This is a genomic window from Ruegeria sp. YTSB088 (genome assembly GCF_059609825.1).
Map to the genome: position 1 here is coordinate 62,597 of NZ_JBXWMM010000009.1, position 17,391 is coordinate 79,987.

At 56.8% G+C, this 17,391-nt stretch carries 15 protein-coding genes; 8 read left to right on the forward strand and 7 right to left on the reverse strand.

Translation table 11 applies throughout. The features are described 5' to 3' along the window. Positions 1-70: 70 nt before the first annotated feature. From hslO to AC2FFA_RS15315, 8 genes are all read left to right on the forward strand, one after another. The gene (hslO, locus tag AC2FFA_RS15280) at positions 71-1,057 is read left to right on the forward strand and encodes an Hsp33 family molecular chaperone HslO (protein ID WP_496852271.1); all 987 of its coding nucleotides are present in this window, start codon (positions 71-73) and stop codon (positions 1,055-1,057) included. After that, positions 1,032-1,646, forward strand: a complete 615-nt coding sequence (locus AC2FFA_RS15285; protein WP_117871307.1) for a CoA pyrophosphatase — start codon at positions 1,032-1,034, stop codon at positions 1,644-1,646. Before hslO ends, AC2FFA_RS15285 begins: the two co-directional genes overlap by 26 nt. Continuing rightward, positions 1,643-2,797: a CCA tRNA nucleotidyltransferase gene (locus tag AC2FFA_RS15290; protein ID WP_496852273.1), complete on the forward strand. Its 1,155-nt coding sequence runs from the start codon at positions 1,643-1,645 to the stop codon at positions 2,795-2,797. Before AC2FFA_RS15285 ends, AC2FFA_RS15290 begins: the two co-directional genes overlap by 4 nt. Before the next feature lie 192 nt (positions 2,798-2,989). Continuing rightward, entirely contained in the window at positions 2,990-4,828 is a 1,839-nt protein-coding gene (locus tag AC2FFA_RS15295) for an ABC transporter ATP-binding protein (RefSeq protein ID WP_496852275.1), read from the forward strand. Beyond that, positions 4,825-6,657 carry an ABC transporter ATP-binding protein gene (locus AC2FFA_RS15300; RefSeq protein ID WP_496852277.1) on the forward strand — a complete coding sequence of 611 codons (1,833 nt, stop codon included), beginning with the start codon at positions 4,825-4,827 and terminating at the stop codon, positions 6,655-6,657. The genes AC2FFA_RS15295 and AC2FFA_RS15300 overlap by 4 nt, the downstream gene beginning before the upstream one ends. A 39-nt stretch (positions 6,658-6,696) precedes the next feature. Beyond that, complete coding sequence (locus tag AC2FFA_RS15305) at positions 6,697-7,926, forward strand: class I SAM-dependent RNA methyltransferase (protein WP_496852279.1); 1,230 nt, start codon at positions 6,697-6,699, stop codon at positions 7,924-7,926. Between the two features lie 21 nt (positions 7,927-7,947). Continuing rightward, on the forward strand, positions 7,948-8,733 hold the full coding sequence (locus AC2FFA_RS15310) for an ion transporter (protein ID WP_117871317.1): 786 nt from the start codon (positions 7,948-7,950) through the stop codon (positions 8,731-8,733). Between the two features lie 59 nt (positions 8,734-8,792). Continuing rightward, complete coding sequence (locus tag AC2FFA_RS15315) at positions 8,793-9,311, forward strand: L,D-transpeptidase family protein (protein WP_117871319.1); 519 nt, start codon at positions 8,793-8,795, stop codon at positions 9,309-9,311. On the opposite strand, the gene AC2FFA_RS15320 is transcribed toward AC2FFA_RS15315, so the two are convergent. The 7 genes from AC2FFA_RS15320 to cysQ all read right to left on the reverse strand — a co-directional run bounded on the left by AC2FFA_RS15320 (position 9,308) and on the right by cysQ (position 17,324). Beyond that, positions 9,308-10,747, reverse strand: coding sequence for a nodulation protein NodH (locus AC2FFA_RS15320; protein WP_496852282.1), 1,440 nt, complete (start codon positions 10,745-10,747; stop codon positions 9,308-9,310). The genes AC2FFA_RS15315 and AC2FFA_RS15320 overlap by 4 nt on opposite strands. A gap of 6 nt (positions 10,748-10,753) precedes the next feature. Further along, positions 10,754-12,454, reverse strand: a complete 1,701-nt coding sequence (locus AC2FFA_RS15325; RefSeq protein ID WP_496852283.1) for a DUF5927 domain-containing protein — start codon at positions 12,452-12,454, stop codon at positions 10,754-10,756. Beyond that, positions 12,451-13,437 carry a glycosyltransferase family 2 protein gene (locus AC2FFA_RS15330; RefSeq protein ID WP_496852364.1) on the reverse strand — a complete coding sequence of 329 codons (987 nt, stop codon included), beginning with the start codon at positions 13,435-13,437 and terminating at the stop codon, positions 12,451-12,453. Before AC2FFA_RS15330 ends, AC2FFA_RS15325 begins: the two co-directional genes overlap by 4 nt. Before the next feature lie 184 nt (positions 13,438-13,621). Then, complete coding sequence (locus tag AC2FFA_RS15335) at positions 13,622-14,665, reverse strand: glycosyltransferase family 2 protein (RefSeq protein ID WP_496852285.1); 1,044 nt, start codon at positions 14,663-14,665, stop codon at positions 13,622-13,624. 7 nt (positions 14,666-14,672) lie between these two features. Next, positions 14,673-15,656 (reverse strand): UDP-glucose 4-epimerase GalE, encoded by a 984-nt coding sequence (gene galE, locus AC2FFA_RS15340; RefSeq protein ID WP_496852287.1) that lies wholly within the window; start codon positions 15,654-15,656, stop codon positions 14,673-14,675. 70 nt (positions 15,657-15,726) lie between these two features. After that, positions 15,727-16,527, reverse strand: a complete 801-nt coding sequence (locus tag AC2FFA_RS15345; RefSeq protein ID WP_496852289.1) for a 3-deoxy-manno-octulosonate cytidylyltransferase — start codon at positions 16,525-16,527, stop codon at positions 15,727-15,729. Continuing rightward, positions 16,527-17,324 carry a 3'(2'),5'-bisphosphate nucleotidase CysQ gene (cysQ, locus tag AC2FFA_RS15350; RefSeq protein ID WP_496852291.1) on the reverse strand — a complete coding sequence of 266 codons (798 nt, stop codon included), beginning with the start codon at positions 17,322-17,324 and terminating at the stop codon, positions 16,527-16,529. Before cysQ ends, AC2FFA_RS15345 begins: the two co-directional genes overlap by 1 nt. Positions 17,325-17,391 lie beyond the last annotated feature (67 nt).

The following is a 17,391-nucleotide window of genomic DNA, read 5'->3' on the forward strand; positions in this document are numbered from 1 at the left end:
CCCCTTACAACCCAATCTGTACGACCTATATGGTGCCGGTATGCCAACCCGTGGCGTGTAAGGAAACCCCATGTCTCTTGGAACAAAAATCGCGTGGGACGATACCGTCCTGCCCTTTCAACTTGATGCATCCGACATGCGCGGCCGCGTGGCCCGTCTGGATGGCGTGCTGGATGGTATCCTGAAACAGCATGACTATCCCAAGCAGGTCGAGGCGCTGGTGGCCGAGATGGCCTTGCTGACCGCGTTGATCGGCCAGACAGTTGCGCTGCGCTGGAAATTGTCGTTGCAAGTGCAGTCCAAAGGGGCGGTCCGCATGATCGCCACCGACTATTATGCGCCGCAGGAAGAGGGTCAGTCCGCTCAGATTCGGGCTTATGCCAGCTTTGACCGGGACCGGTTGACCAATTCCGCGCCTTTCGATCAGGTGGGCGAAGGGTATTTTGCCATCATGATCGATCAGGGTGAGGGCACACAGCCGTACCAGGGCATCACTCCGCTGTCCGGTGGATCGCTGAGTGAATGTGCCGAGGCTTATTTTACGCAGTCCGAACAGCTGCCGACGCGGTTTTCGCTGAGCTTCGGCAGATCGACCGAGCCGGGCGTGGGCGAGCATTGGCGCGCAGGCGGCATCATGCTGCAGCACATGCCCAAAGCGTCGCCCTTTGCAGCGTCGGGTGAAGGAACGGGTGAAATCCTGACCGCTACCGATCTGGTCGACGGCGAAGAAGGTGAAAACTGGGGTCGCGTCAACATCCTGCTGGATACTGTCGAGGACTTGGAAATGATCGGCCCCTCTGTTGCGCCGACCGACCTTCTGGTTCGTCTGTTTCACGAGGAACAGCCGCGTGTTTATGATGCGCAGTCTGTGCAATTTGGCTGCACCTGTTCCGAGGATCGTGTGCGACAGAGCCTGTCAATCTATTCGGCCAAGGATATCGAAAAGATGACCACACCCGAGGGCGAGGTCACCGCGGATTGTCAGTTCTGCGGGGCTCATTATGTGTTGGACCCGGCAACTGTCGGGTTCGATGCCGAAGACACCAAAGGTGAATGACCCAGTTGAAAAGATCCGGGCGGCCCTGCGCCGCCCAGGTCACGGGTCCAGCGATTTTGACCTGAACCCGGATACCGTTCTGCCGCCCGGGCGCCGGTTACGGCCCGCCGGTGTTCTGGTGGCAATTTCTCTGGCTGAAGATACACCGCAGGTCATCCTGACCAAGCGCTCATCCGCGCTGAAGCATCACCCGGGCCAGATCGCCTTTCCCGGTGGCAAACAGGACGAAGCCGATGCTGATGTTACAGCAGCGGCTTTGCGGGAAGCTCAGGAAGAGATCGGCCTGCCCCCGGAAATGCCAGAGATCCTCGGGTTTCTGCCGACGCATGAAACCGTGACCTCGTTCACCGTAACACCTGTGGTCGCTGTATTGCGGGACAGGTTCCAACCCGTGCCTGAGCCCGGCGAAGTGGACGAAGTTTTCTCGACCCCCCTTGCCCATCTTTTGAATCCTGAGAATTATCTGGTTGAGTCGCGCCGATGGCGCGGCCAGAGACGCAGATACTACGCAGTTCCGTACGGCCCGTATTACATTTGGGGCGCGACCGCACGCATATTGCGCGGGCTTGCAGCACGGGTGAATGAATGATGCAGATTGACGAGCCCTGGATCAGTGAGCCAGCGACCCAAAAAGTCTGTTCGGCCCTGACCTCATCCGGGGCTCAGGCGCTTTTTGTGGGTGGCTGCGTGCGCAACGCGCTGCTTGGCGCGCCGGTTTCGGATATCGACATCGCCACCGACGCAAAACCCGAGCGGGTTATCGAAATGGCGCAGGCTTCCGGGCTCAAGGCCATTCCAACCGGCATCGAGCATGGTACGATCACAGTGGTCAGCGCAAGTATCCCGCACGAGGTCACGACCTTCCGCCGTGACGTGGAAACCGACGGTCGTCGCGCTGTCGTGGCATTTTCCGATCACGTCGAAGAAGACGCGGCGCGACGTGATTTCACAATGAACGCGATTTACGCACAGCCCGATGGCACTGTTTTAGACCCGCTTGGGGGCCTTCCCGACCTTGAGGCCCGGTTGGTGCGGTTTATCGGAACAGCCGAGAATCGTATACGTGAAGACTATCTCCGCTCGCTTCGTTACTTTCGTTTTCACGCCTGGTATGGGGATCCGGATGCCGGTTTTGATCCCGATGCGCTGGCCGCCATCGGTGCCAATCTTGACGGGCTGGAATCGCTGTCGCGCGAGAGGGTCGGGGCAGAACTGCTGAAATTGCTGGCATCGCCTGATCCAGCCCCCGCCGTTGCGACCATGCGCAGTACAGGTGTTTTGGCCCGGGTGTTACCGGGTGCGGACGATCGGTCTTTGGCCCCTTTGATCGCGCTGGAACGGGCGGCTGGTGCCGATCCCGATCCGGTGCGTCGCCTGGCTGCGATTGCTACGCCCGATAATGCCGCCACATTGCGGTTGAGCCGTTCGCAGTTGCAACGCCTGATCAGGATGCGCGAAGAGGCACAGGCCGCAACCAGTATAGCTGAACTGGGATATCGCTATGGCGACGAAGGTGGTTTGCACGAGACGCTTTTGCGCTGCGCTTTTCTGGAACAACCCTGGTCCGAAGACTTGCGGCGCGATCTGCACGCCGGGGCAGCAGCACGTTTCCCCGTCCAGGCCAGAGATCTAATCCCCAACTTCACCGGCCCGGCGCTGGGCAATAAGCTGGCCGAGCTGGAAAAACGCTGGATCGCATCCGGTTTTGCGCTGTCTCGCGAGGAGTTGCTGGCACACTAGTACGAAGTCTCAAAAAGGGATGACAACATTGATCCTTTGTGTTTAGGTGCGCCAGTCACATGGATGGAGGAATGCGAATGTATTACGGGATCTGGTTCGGCTAAAGCCGGGACACTTGCCCCGTAAAGGGTGGTGTTCAGGCGCCATCTTTCTTCGCACGTCTTTAGTTTCTGCTCAATCGGAGCACTCTCCATGTTTCGCTATTTCGAAAACCTTGTTGACCCTTTTGTTGCCTACCGCGAGGCTGACATACCGCCGACGCGCTTGTGGCCCTTCATGCTGGACTATTCGCGACCGTTCTTTCGGGTATTTGTCTGGGCGGCGCTGATTTCCATTGTCGTCGCGGGCGTTGAAATCGGACTGATCTATTACATGGGTCGCGTTGTGGATATGTTGGGCGGTACGCCGTCAGAGGTCTGGCAAAACCACGGAACGGAATTGCTTTTGATGGCGGCCTTTGTGTTGCTATTTCGACCGCTTCTGCATCTGGTCGATGTACTAATTCTGAACAATACGATCTTGCCAAACTTTGGCACATTGATCCGCTGGCGTGCGCACAAACATGTTTTGCGTCAATCAGTTGGCTGGTTCGAAAACGACTTTGCCGGGCGGATTGCAAACCGGATCATGCAGACACCGCCTGCGGCCGGAGAAGTGGTCTTTCAGGTTTTTGACGCGATTTCCTTTTCGTTGGCCTATTTGATCGGTGCGGCATTCCTGCTGTATGCGGCGGATCCGCGATTATTGATCCCGCTGTTGATCTGGTTTGCGTTCTATGCGGCACTGGTGCGATGGACTGTTCAGCGTGTCGGTCCGGCGTCAAAGGCGGCATCGGACGCGCGTTCGACGGTCACGGGACGGGTCGTGGACAGCTATACGAACATCCATTCGGTCAAAATGTTTGCCCATGGCCCGCAAGAGCTGGACTATGCCCGTGAAGCGATCGAGGAAACCCGCCGGACATTTCAGATCGAAATGCGAATATTCACTATCATGGATGCCGTTCTGGTCACATTGAACGGCATGCTGATCGTGGGCGTTGTGGGCTGGGCGATCGCGTTGTGGATGCAGGGCAGCGCTTCGGTCGGAGTTGTTGCAGCGGCCACGGCGCTGACTCTGCGCCTGAACGCCATGACCGGATGGATCATGTGGGCCCTGACCAGCTTTTTCCGCCAACTTGGTATCGTGGCCGAGGGGATGGAGACCATTGCCCAGCCCATCGATTTGATCGACGCACCTGATGCAAAACCCTTGCGGCTCGGCAAGGGAGAGATCCAGATCCGTGACCTCTCGCATCACTATGGTCGCGAGGCCGGCGGCTTGGACCATATCAATCTGACCATCCAACCGGGTGAAAAGATTGGCCTGATCGGTCGCTCCGGCGCTGGCAAATCGACCTTGGTAAAGTTGCTGCTGCGGTTCTACGACGTTGAGCGCGGTGCGATTTTAATTGATGGTCAGAACATTGCGAACGTTACCCAGGGCAGCCTGCGCAGTCATATCGGTATGGTTCAACAAGACAGCGCCTTGCTGCACCGCTCTGTACGCGACAACATCCTTTATGGCCGGCCGGATGCGTCCGAGGCGCAGATGATCGCCGCCGCCAAGCAGGCCGAAGCGCATGAGTTTATCCTCGACTTGCAAGATCCGCAGGGTCGGACCGGGTACGACGCACATGTCGGCGAACGGGGGGTGAAGCTCAGCGGTGGACAGCGGCAGCGCGTGACGCTGGCGCGGGTGATCCTGAAGGATGCGCCGATCTTGTTGTTGGATGAGGCGACATCCGCGCTAGATTCCGAGGTCGAAGCGTCAATTCAGGAAACCCTCTACGGCATGATGCAAGGAAAGACCGTGATCGCCATCGCCCACCGGCTCAGTACCATCGCGCAGATGGATCGGATTCTGGTTATGGATGCTGGCCGTATCGTTGAGGAAGGCACGCATTCCGACCTTCTGGCGCAGGGTGGCCTTTACGCCCAATTCTGGGCGCGGCAATCTGGTGGTTTCATGAACCCGGAGGCCGTTGAATGAGGGTTGCCGACCTCATCTATCCGTTCAGGAACATCGAAACGCCCCCGCCGCAGACTTTGGGGGCGTTCATTCGCTGGAGCCTGTCCGGCGCGTGGCCGATGTTGTTTGTTGCGGCAATCTTCTCGGCCACTGCAGGTGCGATGGAGGCGGGGACAGCGTGGATTCTGGGCCGTGTGATTGATGTGGCGATATCAAGCGGGCCCGAGAATTTTCTGACCCCGGCGAATATGTGGATGATCTTCGGTGCGGTCGCCTTCTTTATGTTGCTTCGCCCGATCCTGTTTGGCCTGTCATCTTTGTCGAACAATTACATTGTCATGCCGAACATCACACCTTTGGTGCTGGCCAAGCTGAACCGTTGGACGCTGGGCCAATCGGTGACGTATTTCGATGACGACTTTGCTGGCCGGATCGCTCAGAAACAGATGCAGACATCGAACGCCATGGCGTCGGTCGTGTCGGAAACCATCAGCGCGATTGTGTTTGCCCTGGCGTCTCTGGTGGGGTCTTTGCTTTTGTTAGGGTCTATACATCCTTTGGTGATGTTGCCCTTTGCCGCGTGGCTGGTGATCTACTTTCTGCTTGTGCGCTGGTATTTGCCGCGCATCCGAGTGCGGTCGGCGGCGCGGGCCGGGGCGCGAGCGATGGTGTCCGGGCAGGTGGTTGATACGATCACCAACATCAAGACTGTAAAGCTTTTCGCCCATTCCGCTTTTGAAGATCAGGCCGCGCGTGATTCGATGGTGGATCTGCGTGAAAAATCTCTGGAATTTGGCAAGTTGTCGGCCAGTTTCCGGTTCATCCTCATGACGCTGGCTGGAGTCCTGCCCGTCTTGCTGCTGGGCGCAACCTTGTGGCTGTGGCAGGGCGACATGGCGACTGCCGGGGATATCGTGGCTGCCGGGGCCGTTTCGATCCGTATAGCTCAGATGACCGGTTGGGTCAGTTTCACGTTGATGGGGCTGTATGCCAATGTCGGTGAAATCGAAAACGGGATGAAAACGCTGGCCAAGCGTGACCGGGTTGAAGATATGCGCGGCGCGAAGGACCTTGATGTGACCGAAGGATCGATTTCTTTCGAAGGCGTCAGCTTTGCCTATGGTCGCGATATCGGTGGGGTCATGGATTTGACCCTGACCATCGATCCGAGTGAAAAATTGGGCATCGTCGGTGCCTCGGGGGCGGGGAAATCCACGCTCGTTTCGCTGTTGCTCAGGCTCTATGACAAGGAAAATGGCGCTATTCTTATCGATGGCCAGGACGTATCGCAGGTGACGCAAGACAGTCTGCGCCGGCAGATCGGTATGGTCACGCAGGAAACGGCGATGTTCAACCGATCCGCTCGTGAGAATATTTTGTATGGTCGGCCGGACGCGTCAGAGGCCGAGATGATCGAGGCCGCAAAGAAGGCCGAAGCGCATGACTTCATCCTGAGTCTTGAAGATGCTTATGGTCGTAAGGGTTATGATGCTCATCTGGGGGAGCGTGGCGTAAAGCTCAGTGGCGGACAGCGGCAACGGATCGCTCTGGCGCGGGCCATTCTGAAAGATGCCCCAATTCTGGTTCTCGACGAAGCGACATCGGCGCTGGACTCCGAGGTTGAAGCTTCGATTCAGACTGCGCTGCATCGGGTGATGCAGGGTAAAACCGTGCTGGCCATAGCGCATCGTCTGTCCACGCTCAGCGAAATGGACCGCATCGTTGTTCTTGATCAGGGACGGATCGTGGAAACCGGAACCCATGAGGCGTTGCTGGACCTGGGCGGGCTGTATGCACGGTTCTGGCAACGGCAGTCGGGCGGCTTCATTCAGGCAGAAGCTGCGGAATAAGGGTTTTGTTGCTGTGAAAGCCCGGCTATCAGGCCTCCCATGACGCAGCAATTCAAAATCACACGGCTTGGACATCAGGGCGATGGCATTGCCGATGGCCCCATCTACGCCCCACGCACCCTTCCGGGCGAAATCGTCAGCGGCACCCTTGTTGGCCAGCAATTGACCGATATCCGGGTCGACACACCGTCCGAACATCGTGTCAAAGCTCCTTGCCGCCACTACAAAGCGTGCGGTGGCTGCCAGTTGCAGCACGCATCTGATGTATTTGTGACCGATTGGAAGCTGCAAATCGTCAACAACGCGCTGACGGCGCAAGGTCTCGAAGCGCCACTGCGCCCAATACACACATCGCCCGAACAGTCGCGGCGGCGCGCTACGATTGCCGTAAGGCGCACGAAGAAGGGCACGTTGGCGGGGTTTCACGGTCGTGCATCGGGCACGATCACAGAGATACCCGACTGCCGGTTGCTTGAGCCGGAATTGATCGCGGCTATTCCGGTGGCCGAGGCGCTGGCTGTTCTGGGAGGAAGCCGCAAGGGCGCTTTGGCCGTCACGCTCACACTGTCCGAAGGTGGTCTGGACGTGGCCGTCAAAGGCGGCAAACCTCTGGACGGCCCCTTGGAACTGGCGTTGGCGCAGGCGACTGAGAAGCATGGTCTGGCCCGGCTCAGCTGGGATGGTGAGGTTATTGCCATGCGGCATGCGCCGGTTCAGCGTTTTGGGACAGCCAGCGTCACGCCGCCTCCCGGAGGTTTTTTGCAGGCAACAAAGGATGGCGAACAGGCTCTATTACAGGCGGTTTTCGAAGCAACACAAGGTGCGAAGCGTATCGTTGACCTGTTTTCGGGCAGCGGAACGTTCTCACTGCCATTGGCGGAAAACGCCGAAGTTCACGCGGTTGAAGGCGAAGCTGCTATGATTCAGGCACTCGATCAGGGCTGGCGCCGGACACAAGGGTTGAAACGTGTAACGACCGAGGTCCGCGACCTGTTCCGCCGCCCGCTGATGCCGGACGAGCTGAAATCTTTCGACGCGATAGTGCTGGACCCGCCCCGCGCCGGTGCCGAAGCGCAGGTAGATGAGATTGCACAGTCGCAACGCCTGGTGATTGCCTATGTATCGTGCAGTCCTGTCACCTTTGCGCGCGATGCGAAAACGCTGGTTAACGCGGGTTACACACTTGAATGGGTACAGGTCGTTGACCAATTTCGATGGTCTTCACATACGGAACTCGCTGCGCGGTTTGTCCTGAGCGCCGCAACTTGATCAGGCAGGGGAATGCGACTCATGGGGTTTAAACAGCGTTTGCTGAACATTATCGAAGCGCCGGTATTCGGTCGCTTCATTACTGCTGTCATAATCTTTAATGCCATTCTTTTGGGGATGGAGACATCGCCAACCCTGATGGAGTTAGCAGGTCCGCTGATCGTCGCGCTGGATAGACTTTGCCTGACGATCTTCGTGGTCGAAATTACCATGAAGCTGATCGCCACCGGGCGCAGGTTCTTTACCAATGGCTGGAACATTTTCGATTTTCTGATCGTAGGCATCGCCCTGGTTCCCAGCGCCGGAGGTCTGTCGGTGTTGCGTGCCTTGCGAATTTTGCGGGTGTTGCGCGTGATTTCCGTCGCGCCTCGCCTGCGTCGCGTGGTCGAGGGGTTCATCTCTGCCCTTCCCGGAATGGCCAGCGTGTTTCTGCTGATGGCAATTCTGTTCTATATCGGGGCGGTTATCTCGACCAAGTTGTTCTCGACATCGTTCCCGGGTTGGTTCGGCGATCTGGGCCTGTCTGCTTATACGCTATTCCAGATCATGACATTGGAAAGCTGGTCGATGGGCATCGTGCGCCCGGTGATGGAGATCTATCCCTATGCCTGGGTCTTCTTTGTTCCATTCATCATGGTCACCACATTTGCCGTGGTGAACCTCTTGGTGGGTCTGATCGTAAATTCGATGCAGGATGCCCACCACGCCGAGGATGAAGTTAAAACCGACGCCTATCGAGATGAGGTTCTGGAACGGCTGGAAAGCATTGAACGTCGACTGGCCGAGCAGTCGAACATCAAAAAGTGATTTCAGTTTTTTCCTTTTTTGGCATAATGATCAAAAAAAAGCAGAGCAGGCAGTGAAACATGGATCGTCGAGTATTCGGATTGGGGGCGTTGGCAACGCTGAGCCTTTCGGCTTGTGCCTCTGGCAGCCCAAGATTTCTGACTTATAGCGGACCCGAGGTGACATCTTTAGTGGTCAACAAGAGCACGCGTAAGCTTTACTTGTTGCACCACGAAAGAATCCTCAAGGAATATGATGTCGAATTGGGGTTTGCGCCGAATGGAACAAAGAACCAGCGCGGCGACGGCCGGACGCCCGAGGGCACCTATCTGATCGACCGTCGCAACCCCAGAAGCCGATATCATCTGTCCATAGGCATATCCTATCCCAACTCGCAGGATGTCGCCAAAGCCAAGGCCGCGGGCGTTGATCCGGGTGGAGATATATTCATCCACGGAGAACCCAATCTGCGCTCAGAGCGGAAACGCGCAAAAAAGACGCGGGATTGGACGGCAGGATGCATCGCGGTCAAGAATGACGAAATCGAAGAGATCTATTCGATGGTTAACAAAGGCACGCTGATCACCCTGCGTCCTTAGGCTGTTTTCGGCACCCAGTCACTGAACCCGAAGGTTTCATAGTCGCGCTGGTACGCTGCAACTGCCTGCGCCTCGAGGTTTTCGTCGTAGATCTGGTCCAGAGCGTATGGTTCATCCGGCGCGCAGTGACCTGGTGGAGGCGGATCTGAATGCCCTAGGTTGCGTGCCAGATCCGGCAAAGCCGTCATCAGGTCCTCTTCTCTCAGAATCAGATCCGGCATGGTGAAGGATGCGATTCCCTCCAGTGTTCTGGACTGGCTGCACCACGTACCGTCTACGCGGATCGGCGTCTGCCCGTTCAGGTTAAGGCGCAAAAAGCCCAGAAACCCCGAAAATGCTTCACGGTGTTGTTCGACAGAATAATTGGTGTCCCGTACTTGCCCCGGGATTGGCAGTTTGAGCCGGTTACGAAGATAGTTCCGCACCATCTTGTAGCTGCCTGGCCCCGTACTCAGAATGTGTTGACAAAACACCGTATGTGCCCGGGCCAGAGGGTGCCGCAGAACCGTGAATTGCCGATGACCGGGATGGTTCTGCTTCCAGGAACGGACCTGTTTACGGTTCTGGTCCGAGATCAGTTTGTCCTTCGGGCATCCGTCCAGATCAGCCAGCCACTGCTCAATAACAGGCTCTATTCCACCGCGAATAGGCAAATACATCAATGGAGACCGGGCGGCGGCAACGTAAAGCGGCACAGCCGCCCCGCGCTGCGGTTCAAAGCTTGTTGACCGATGCAATCCGAACCGATCCTGGTCGCACAGGGCTTGCTTCATCTCTTCAGGATTGGTGACCTTGGACAAAGCCGGTGACGGGTTTTGTGGCTTCAGGGAATCATCCAGCCTGGTCAGCCGCGCCTCAACGCCCAACCATGCAGCCAGCCCGTTTATGACCTCCAGCTCGGTCAGGTCGTCATAGTTAATGAAGAACCCTGTTTGGCCTGTTTTTTGCAAGTGCCGTTGCACCATAAGCCGATGGCCTTGCACCTGGTTCAGATAATCCGAAAACTCGTCGGCGTCGAAGACAACCTGCGCGTCGACGCGACGTTTGACATTCTTCAGCAGCCACTGCTGCGTTTTCCGCGCGATTTTCAGCGACAGATAGCTGTCCAATGGATTGCGGGTCAGAAGGATCTTGGCACAGCACGGGTCGTTCAGCATGGGTTTCAGGATACGTGGGTCATGGTCTTTGAAATAACGAAAGCCATTGATGTCGCCCGGCGCTGATCGGATGGCTTTGAGCATTCGCATCGGATCCGCATCCCGGTCTTCCAGCGACAGGCCGAGCAGGTGGTCGGATTTCAGGCTGCCGACGAAATGCGGGTTGAATGCCTCTCCGTGACAGGTAATCCCATCCATCGCATTCAGGTTGGCTTCGAGCAGGTTCGAACCTGTTCGCATAGCGGCCAAAATCACGAAGTAGTCAAAACTGGCTGACATGGGCAATCACTGCACCAGATATGGTTTTCGGTAGGGTTTTGCCTGACGGCCGAATACGTCGTCCGCCGGGAAGTCGCCCATCAGATAAGGGTGCATTCCCTGATTCTTGAGGTTTTGCAGGAACTTCCCGAATCCGGACAGATCGACCATGGTTGGCACTTCGGTCAGGTGGCTGGTCGGTTGCACGCCTATTTCTTCAAGCACTGCCTGCAATGCATCCATCGGAGATTCAATGAAATCTGCCAGCGTCCAACTGCGCATCCGCGCTTTGGTCCAGACCGATGTCAGCACCTCAAGCTGCTTGGTTTCAATTCGTTGCAGGCGCGCCGCCTCACACCGGATTTCCGAGAAATTCATATTGGATCGGAACAGTGGAATTGCCCACGCGCCAGTGATGACCGAAATCTGAGCGTTTTTGTCCCGCGCCAGAAACCAGTTGATCTCCTGGGTGTCCCGCGGGCTGAACTGGAAACACTGGCGCTCGCCCCGCGTATTCCAGATCAGGTTCGACAAAAAGGCGGTTGGGTTGTAGTCCCGCAGCGCTGCACTGTCGCTGAGAGCCCCATTTGTTATAGCTTCCTCTTGCGAAAAACCGACGCGCCCCGGCCCGAAAAGATGCCCGTGGACTCTGGTTCCCGTGGTCGCGGCCAGCCATGGTTCAAAATCCTCGAACAGTTCTGAAAAGCCTTGAAATACGGAATACTGTGACGATGTCAGACCGTTTTCACTGCCATGCCGGGGAAACCGGCTTTGCATGTACAGCCCGTCGCGTCCACGAGTTCGCCGCTCCACAGCTTTGGAGAATACACGGTCGATCTTGCCCGGATTGGGTTCCGCCGGTTTCATTGCTCCGGTCTGATCTGTCAGGAATGCCTGGTACAACCGTTCCGCGCGAGGCCAGATTTTTCGGGCCACAAAACAATCTGATCGGCGCAGCAATTGCAGATGATCGTCATAGAAGATGTGTGGACGGCCCTGATAATCGAATTTGGACAGGGTCAGAGACCGGCTTTCTATATGCGTGGAATACAACCGCGCCAGCGTTTGAAAATAGCTTTCATCTGGAATCCAGACATGGCGGAAGTACTTGTCATATAGCTTGCGTCTGGGGTCCTGAAGGATTGCGGACAGCGTTTGACGGGTCAGGCACCACCACTGACTGCCCATATGCGGAACCAGGCCGTCGGGGATTTGCCTGCGAAATCCTGCGGCGCGCTGAAGTTTTACATATGCGTCGAATAATTTGCGATGCTTGCGCCACGAAAACGGAAACCGCAGGGTGAACCGTTCATGATCCAGCCCGCCGATGGTCCAGCTGACATCAGACGTGGTCGCGCTTTCGATGAAATCGACGCGTGGCCTGTCTGACAGGTAATCGATCAGTTCCTCGACCGGTCGCAAGGGCAAGCAGGCCCCCGAGGCCAGAAACACATGGCGAACTTCAGGGAATTGCTCCAACATCAACTCGGAGGCGCTTTGCGAGGCGGCAACAATGCCCCAGCCACCCCAGTCACACCGATATCGATCTGAAAACACGATCACGGGATTGTTGGAACAGGACGCTACAAATCGGGAATAGACATCGTCTGACACCTTGCGATCCACGTGGATGACCACCGGGCATCCTGCTGTCGTCCAGTGGCGTGCGACCTGTTCGGCACGGTCCAGCGAGGTATGAACCAACATGACAATACCCAGACCGCTCATGCCCAGTTTCCTTTCGACATGAGGCCAAGGATCTCAAGCTGCCGCCAGTTGATATAGGCCTCGGACCACTCGCACCAGAAAACGGGCTTGTCCTCAAGCTGTGTCGCATAGGCCCTGTATTCGCCGGAGCCGCGGTAATGCTGGCCACGTTCCAGTTCTTCGCGGGCTTTGTCGCCAAGAATATTGATCAACTTGGCATGAAGCAGCGACCCGCTGGCCTTCTCGCCGCCCCATTCGTCATAAACCTGATTGAGCCCGCGCGGCAAAAGCGAATGGGTCGAGCTGACATAAACATAGCGCCGGTCCCATTTTACCAGCGGAATCTTGTTCAGCGCCGGTGCCTTGGAGGGGTTGTCCCGAAAGAACACACGCGCCCGTGGACCCCCTTGTATCCAAAGATTTTTGTATTCGGGGTTCTTGGTAATCATATAGTTGCCGGGATCGAACCAACGCGCAATTTCGAACGGGTTCTGACCTTCGGCATAAGGTTCGGCGTCCACCGCCCCCTCAGGGTACATGTCGATCAGCATCGCGCCAAAACTGCGTACGGCACTGCCATCCAGCCAGTCGGTCAAAGCACGGATCGGGCGAGTGTCGCAGAACGGATAGATGAAGAATTCATCCGGATCGACGCTCAGCACCCAATGTCCATGCGCATATCTGTGCAGCAGATAGTTTGACCAGTCCAGACCATAGCTTGCGCGTTTGTAACTGGTTGTCGTCCGCCAGACCGAAACATCGGCCTGTTCTTTCAAAAACTCAAAACTGCCATCATCGCTGTCGTTGTCGACAAACAAAAAATGATTGATGCCCAGTTTGCGATAGTATTCGAGGAAGAAGGGCAGGCGAATTTTCTCGTTCCGAACAACGCTCATCAACAGGATATCATCACGGCGGATTGCTTGTGTGTTGTTGCTGACCGGCCTGAGTTCGCGGCGACGTTTGAGGCAACGCAGAATACGGCGCTTGCGCCGCAACCTCATCTTGTAAGACTCAAACAGGCTCACGTGTCTGCCCAACCTTTTTATGACGCGAGCTTTCCCCAAACCCGTCGCGACCGTTAACACGACATGGCGTTGCAGGTTTATGCCACTTTTGCATCTTCAGAGGCAACGACTTTAAAACCCGTAAATTGTAAACGTGCGGTTGATGCCCTTGTTTTCGTTTTCAATCCCAGCCTCCGCCACTCATCAGGCCCAACTGTTCCAGCTGGCTCCATCCGGTGAAGCGCACCGATTGCGAGGTCCACATATCCGGCTGGTTGATTATTCCATCGTAGTATGGCCCGAATTGGTCCGGATCATGAAAATGCTGGCGTCGCTGCTTTTCGGTATCGGATTTCTCGATAACGTCCGGCAGGAACTTCGTGTGCAGCAACACGCCCGACGGGGAATCACCGCCCGGCCCATCATAGGTTTCGTTCAGATGGCGCGGCAGGGCGGAATGACATGAGTTCACATAAGCATAGCGCCGCGACCAGCGCATCAGCGGGATCTTGTTCAGCGTTGGGGATCTTTGTCGTGTCTGCGTAAAGAACATCCGTTCCCGCGCGCCGCCCTGCACCCAAAGATTGCCCATCGGGCTTTGCCGTTGCGTACGATACGGTCCTGAATCGAACCAGCACAGCAGATTTGTGGGGTCAGTGCCCGGGTCATAAGCCTTATCGCCCAAAGGACCCTGGGGATAGAGGTCCAGCATCAGCGCCCCGAACCCGATCTGCCCGCGCCGGTCCAGCCAAGCAGTCAGGTCATGCAGGGACCGGGTGTCGCATTGGGCATAGACCAGCAGTTCATCCGCATCCACCATAAGGCACCAGTGGCGGTGGCCATACCGCATCTGCAACCAGGTTAACCAGTCTAGGCCAAACCGCGATCCACGATAGCTGGTATGGGTTTTCCACACAGAGACATCCGGTTGATCCTGCAGATACTCGGACGATCCATCGTCACTGCCGTTGTCGACGATCAGAAAATGATCAACACCCAAAGCGCGATAGTGACGAAAGAACCACGGCAGGCGGATGATTTCATTGCGTAGGGTGACAAAAGCCAACACGTCACCGCCCTTGATCTCGGCCGTCCGATCCTTCTGGCAGGTCAATTGATGTCGGCTGCGCAGCGACCTCCAGAGCAGCCGCCGGCGTTTCCAGCGCAACCTGTACTGCCGTGCCCATCCGATCCGGGGAAGTGTCAAAGCAGTGCTGGATGTCACCGGGTCCTCATTTCTCGTAGTGGCCGTTCTGGTGCCAGCGCCAAGCATCTGAGACCATCGTCTCTAACGTAGATCTTTTGGGCTTCCATCCCAGTTCGTTTTCAGCCCGCACAGAGCCGGATACCAGCTTGGTGCAATCTCCTGCCCGTCGAGGGCCCACAGTATACGGCACGGAACGGTTGGTGACGGACTTGGATTGCTCGATCACCTCAAGGACGGAAAACCCGGACCCGGTGCCCAGATTGAAGGCTCGGCTGTCTTTGCTCTGTTCCAACCAGCCTAGCCCCAGAATATGTGCATCTACCAGGTCACAAACATGTACATAGTCGCGGATACATGTGCCGTCGGGCGTGTCGTAATCCGTCCCAAAGACGGTAAGACCTTCCCGCTTGCCGTCAATCGCGTCCAACATCAGCGGAATCAGATGGGTTTCGGGTCGGTGAAACTCGCCCACATCCCCTTCAGGATCAGCGCCTGCAACGTTGAAATAGCGGAAGATGACATGGCGCAGCCCATGAGCCGCCTCGAAATCTTTGAGGATATCTTCGATCGCGCGTTTCGATGCTCCGTAGGCGTTCAGGGGATACTGCGCCGTGGATTCATCGAGTACCACATTGTCATGCTCACCATATGTGGCACATGTGGACGAAAACACGAAATCCAGACACCCGGCTGCAACCGCTGCTTCAATAAGCGTCAGCGAGCCTGTGACATTGTTCGACCAATACAGTCCGGGTTGACGCATGGCATCGCCAACCTGGCTGAGCGCCGCAAAATGCATCACTGCATCTGGTTTGTGTTTCGCGAAAACCTCATCCAGGCGGTCCCGATCCAAAAGGTCGCCCTGTTCAAAAGGGCCAAACTGTACCGCATCCTGCCAACCCGTGATCAGATTGTCGTAGGTCACAGGAAGATAACCTGCCTGCGCAAGCGCCTTGCAGGCATGTGAGCCGATGTACCCGGCACCACCGGTGACAAGAATTGTCTTCATGGCATATCCATCGGGGTTGTTTGAGGAACAGTTTCGGCAAGGGCGCCGCCAGAGTCATGGGGAAAAGACGTCACTCCAGCCCCATGGCTGCCATCATCTCTTCGATTCTGGGCACGTCCTGCGGGTTGTTCAGTTCCCAGAACTGACGGCCCCTTGCCTCGACCTCGACGCACAGAACCTTGCGCCCGTTTTCCATGAACCTGAGCTGTTCCAGGCCTTCCAGCTGTTCCAGAGGGCCGATTGGCCAACCTGGATACGCCGCCAGTGCATCGGGCCGATAGGCGTAAACGCCGACATGGTGAAAAACGGGTGTCGCTTCATCGCCGGTGTATGTCTGGGACGTAAAGGGCACGACCTCTTTCGAGAAGTACATCGCACTGTGATCGCGTCCGAATACTGCCGTCGTGCCACCCACACGGTCATGCTTGCGGTCGTTAAGAAGACTGTTCAACGCATTACCATCGCAGCGCAAAACAGGGGTCGCAACACCGGCATCCGGGGCCGCGCGCAGGCTGGACACCAGATCTTCGACAAACCAATGCGGTGTCAGCGGAGCGTCTCCTTGCAGGTTGACGATGATTTCATACCCGCCGCCCAGAACCTCATGCGCTTCGGCGCATCGTTCGGTGCCGTTTTGACAGCTTTCCGAGGTCATCACGACCTCGGCCCCAAAGCCCTCGGACACTTCACGAATTCGGTCGTCATCCGTCGCAACAACTACGCGATCGACACCAGAGACCGACTTGGCTGCACGCCAGGACCGTTCGATCAATGTCATGGAATCGCCCTTCGCGCCGGTCAGAGGAACCAGAGGTTTGCCGGGATAGCGGGTCGAGGCGTAGCGGGCGGGGATGGCAATCAGAACAGACATCAGGCTTCCTTCAGTTCAACACCCGGAGCGTAGGCAATAAAGAACGGATTTGCATAGCCATCTTTGCCATAAACCAACGGAGTATGGTCGTCAAAACGCACAACCCGGCCACCGGCTCCGGCCAGTACTGCATGGCCCGCTGCCGTATCCCATTCCATCGTGCGTCCGACGCGCGGGTAAATATCCGCTTCGCCCGTGGCAACCAGACAGAACTTGAGTGACGAACCCGCGCTTTTGCTGTCCTTCACATGATATTTGTTGATGTAGTCCTCGGTGGCCTGATCCCTGTGGGACTTCGACGCCACAACCAGCAGCCCTGAATTGTCCGGTTCAGAGACTGATATGGGCGTCAAAGGACCTGTTACGTTTTTGTCGAAAGCACCTGTTTCCTCGACCGCACGGCCATCAGCCAGCGTTAAGAACATACGACCCCGCGCCGGGGCATAGACGACACCCCGGGTCGGCACTCCGTTTTCGACAAGTGCGATGTTGACGGTAAAATCACCGCGACGGTTGATGAACTCCTTGGTGCCGTCCAGCGGGTCAACAATGAGAAAAGTGTCGCCTTTTTCAGAGTGCGAAGCGGCCTGTTCTTCGGTGACCAGAAGAGTATCGGTGAATGCCGCACGCAACCCGGCCGAAATCAATGCGTCAGCGGCTTCGTCTGCCTCGGTCACAGGGCTGGAGTCGGATTTGACTTTGACATCGAAATCATCCGCCTCGTAGATTTCCATGATCTTGTCGCCTGCCTCCAGAGCCAGTCGCCGGATGACGGGAATAAGCGCGTCGTAGGTCACAAAAAAGCTCCGTTCCTGTGGTTTGTTGATCCAAGCTCGCGATCGACTTATGATGCGGCGGTTACGG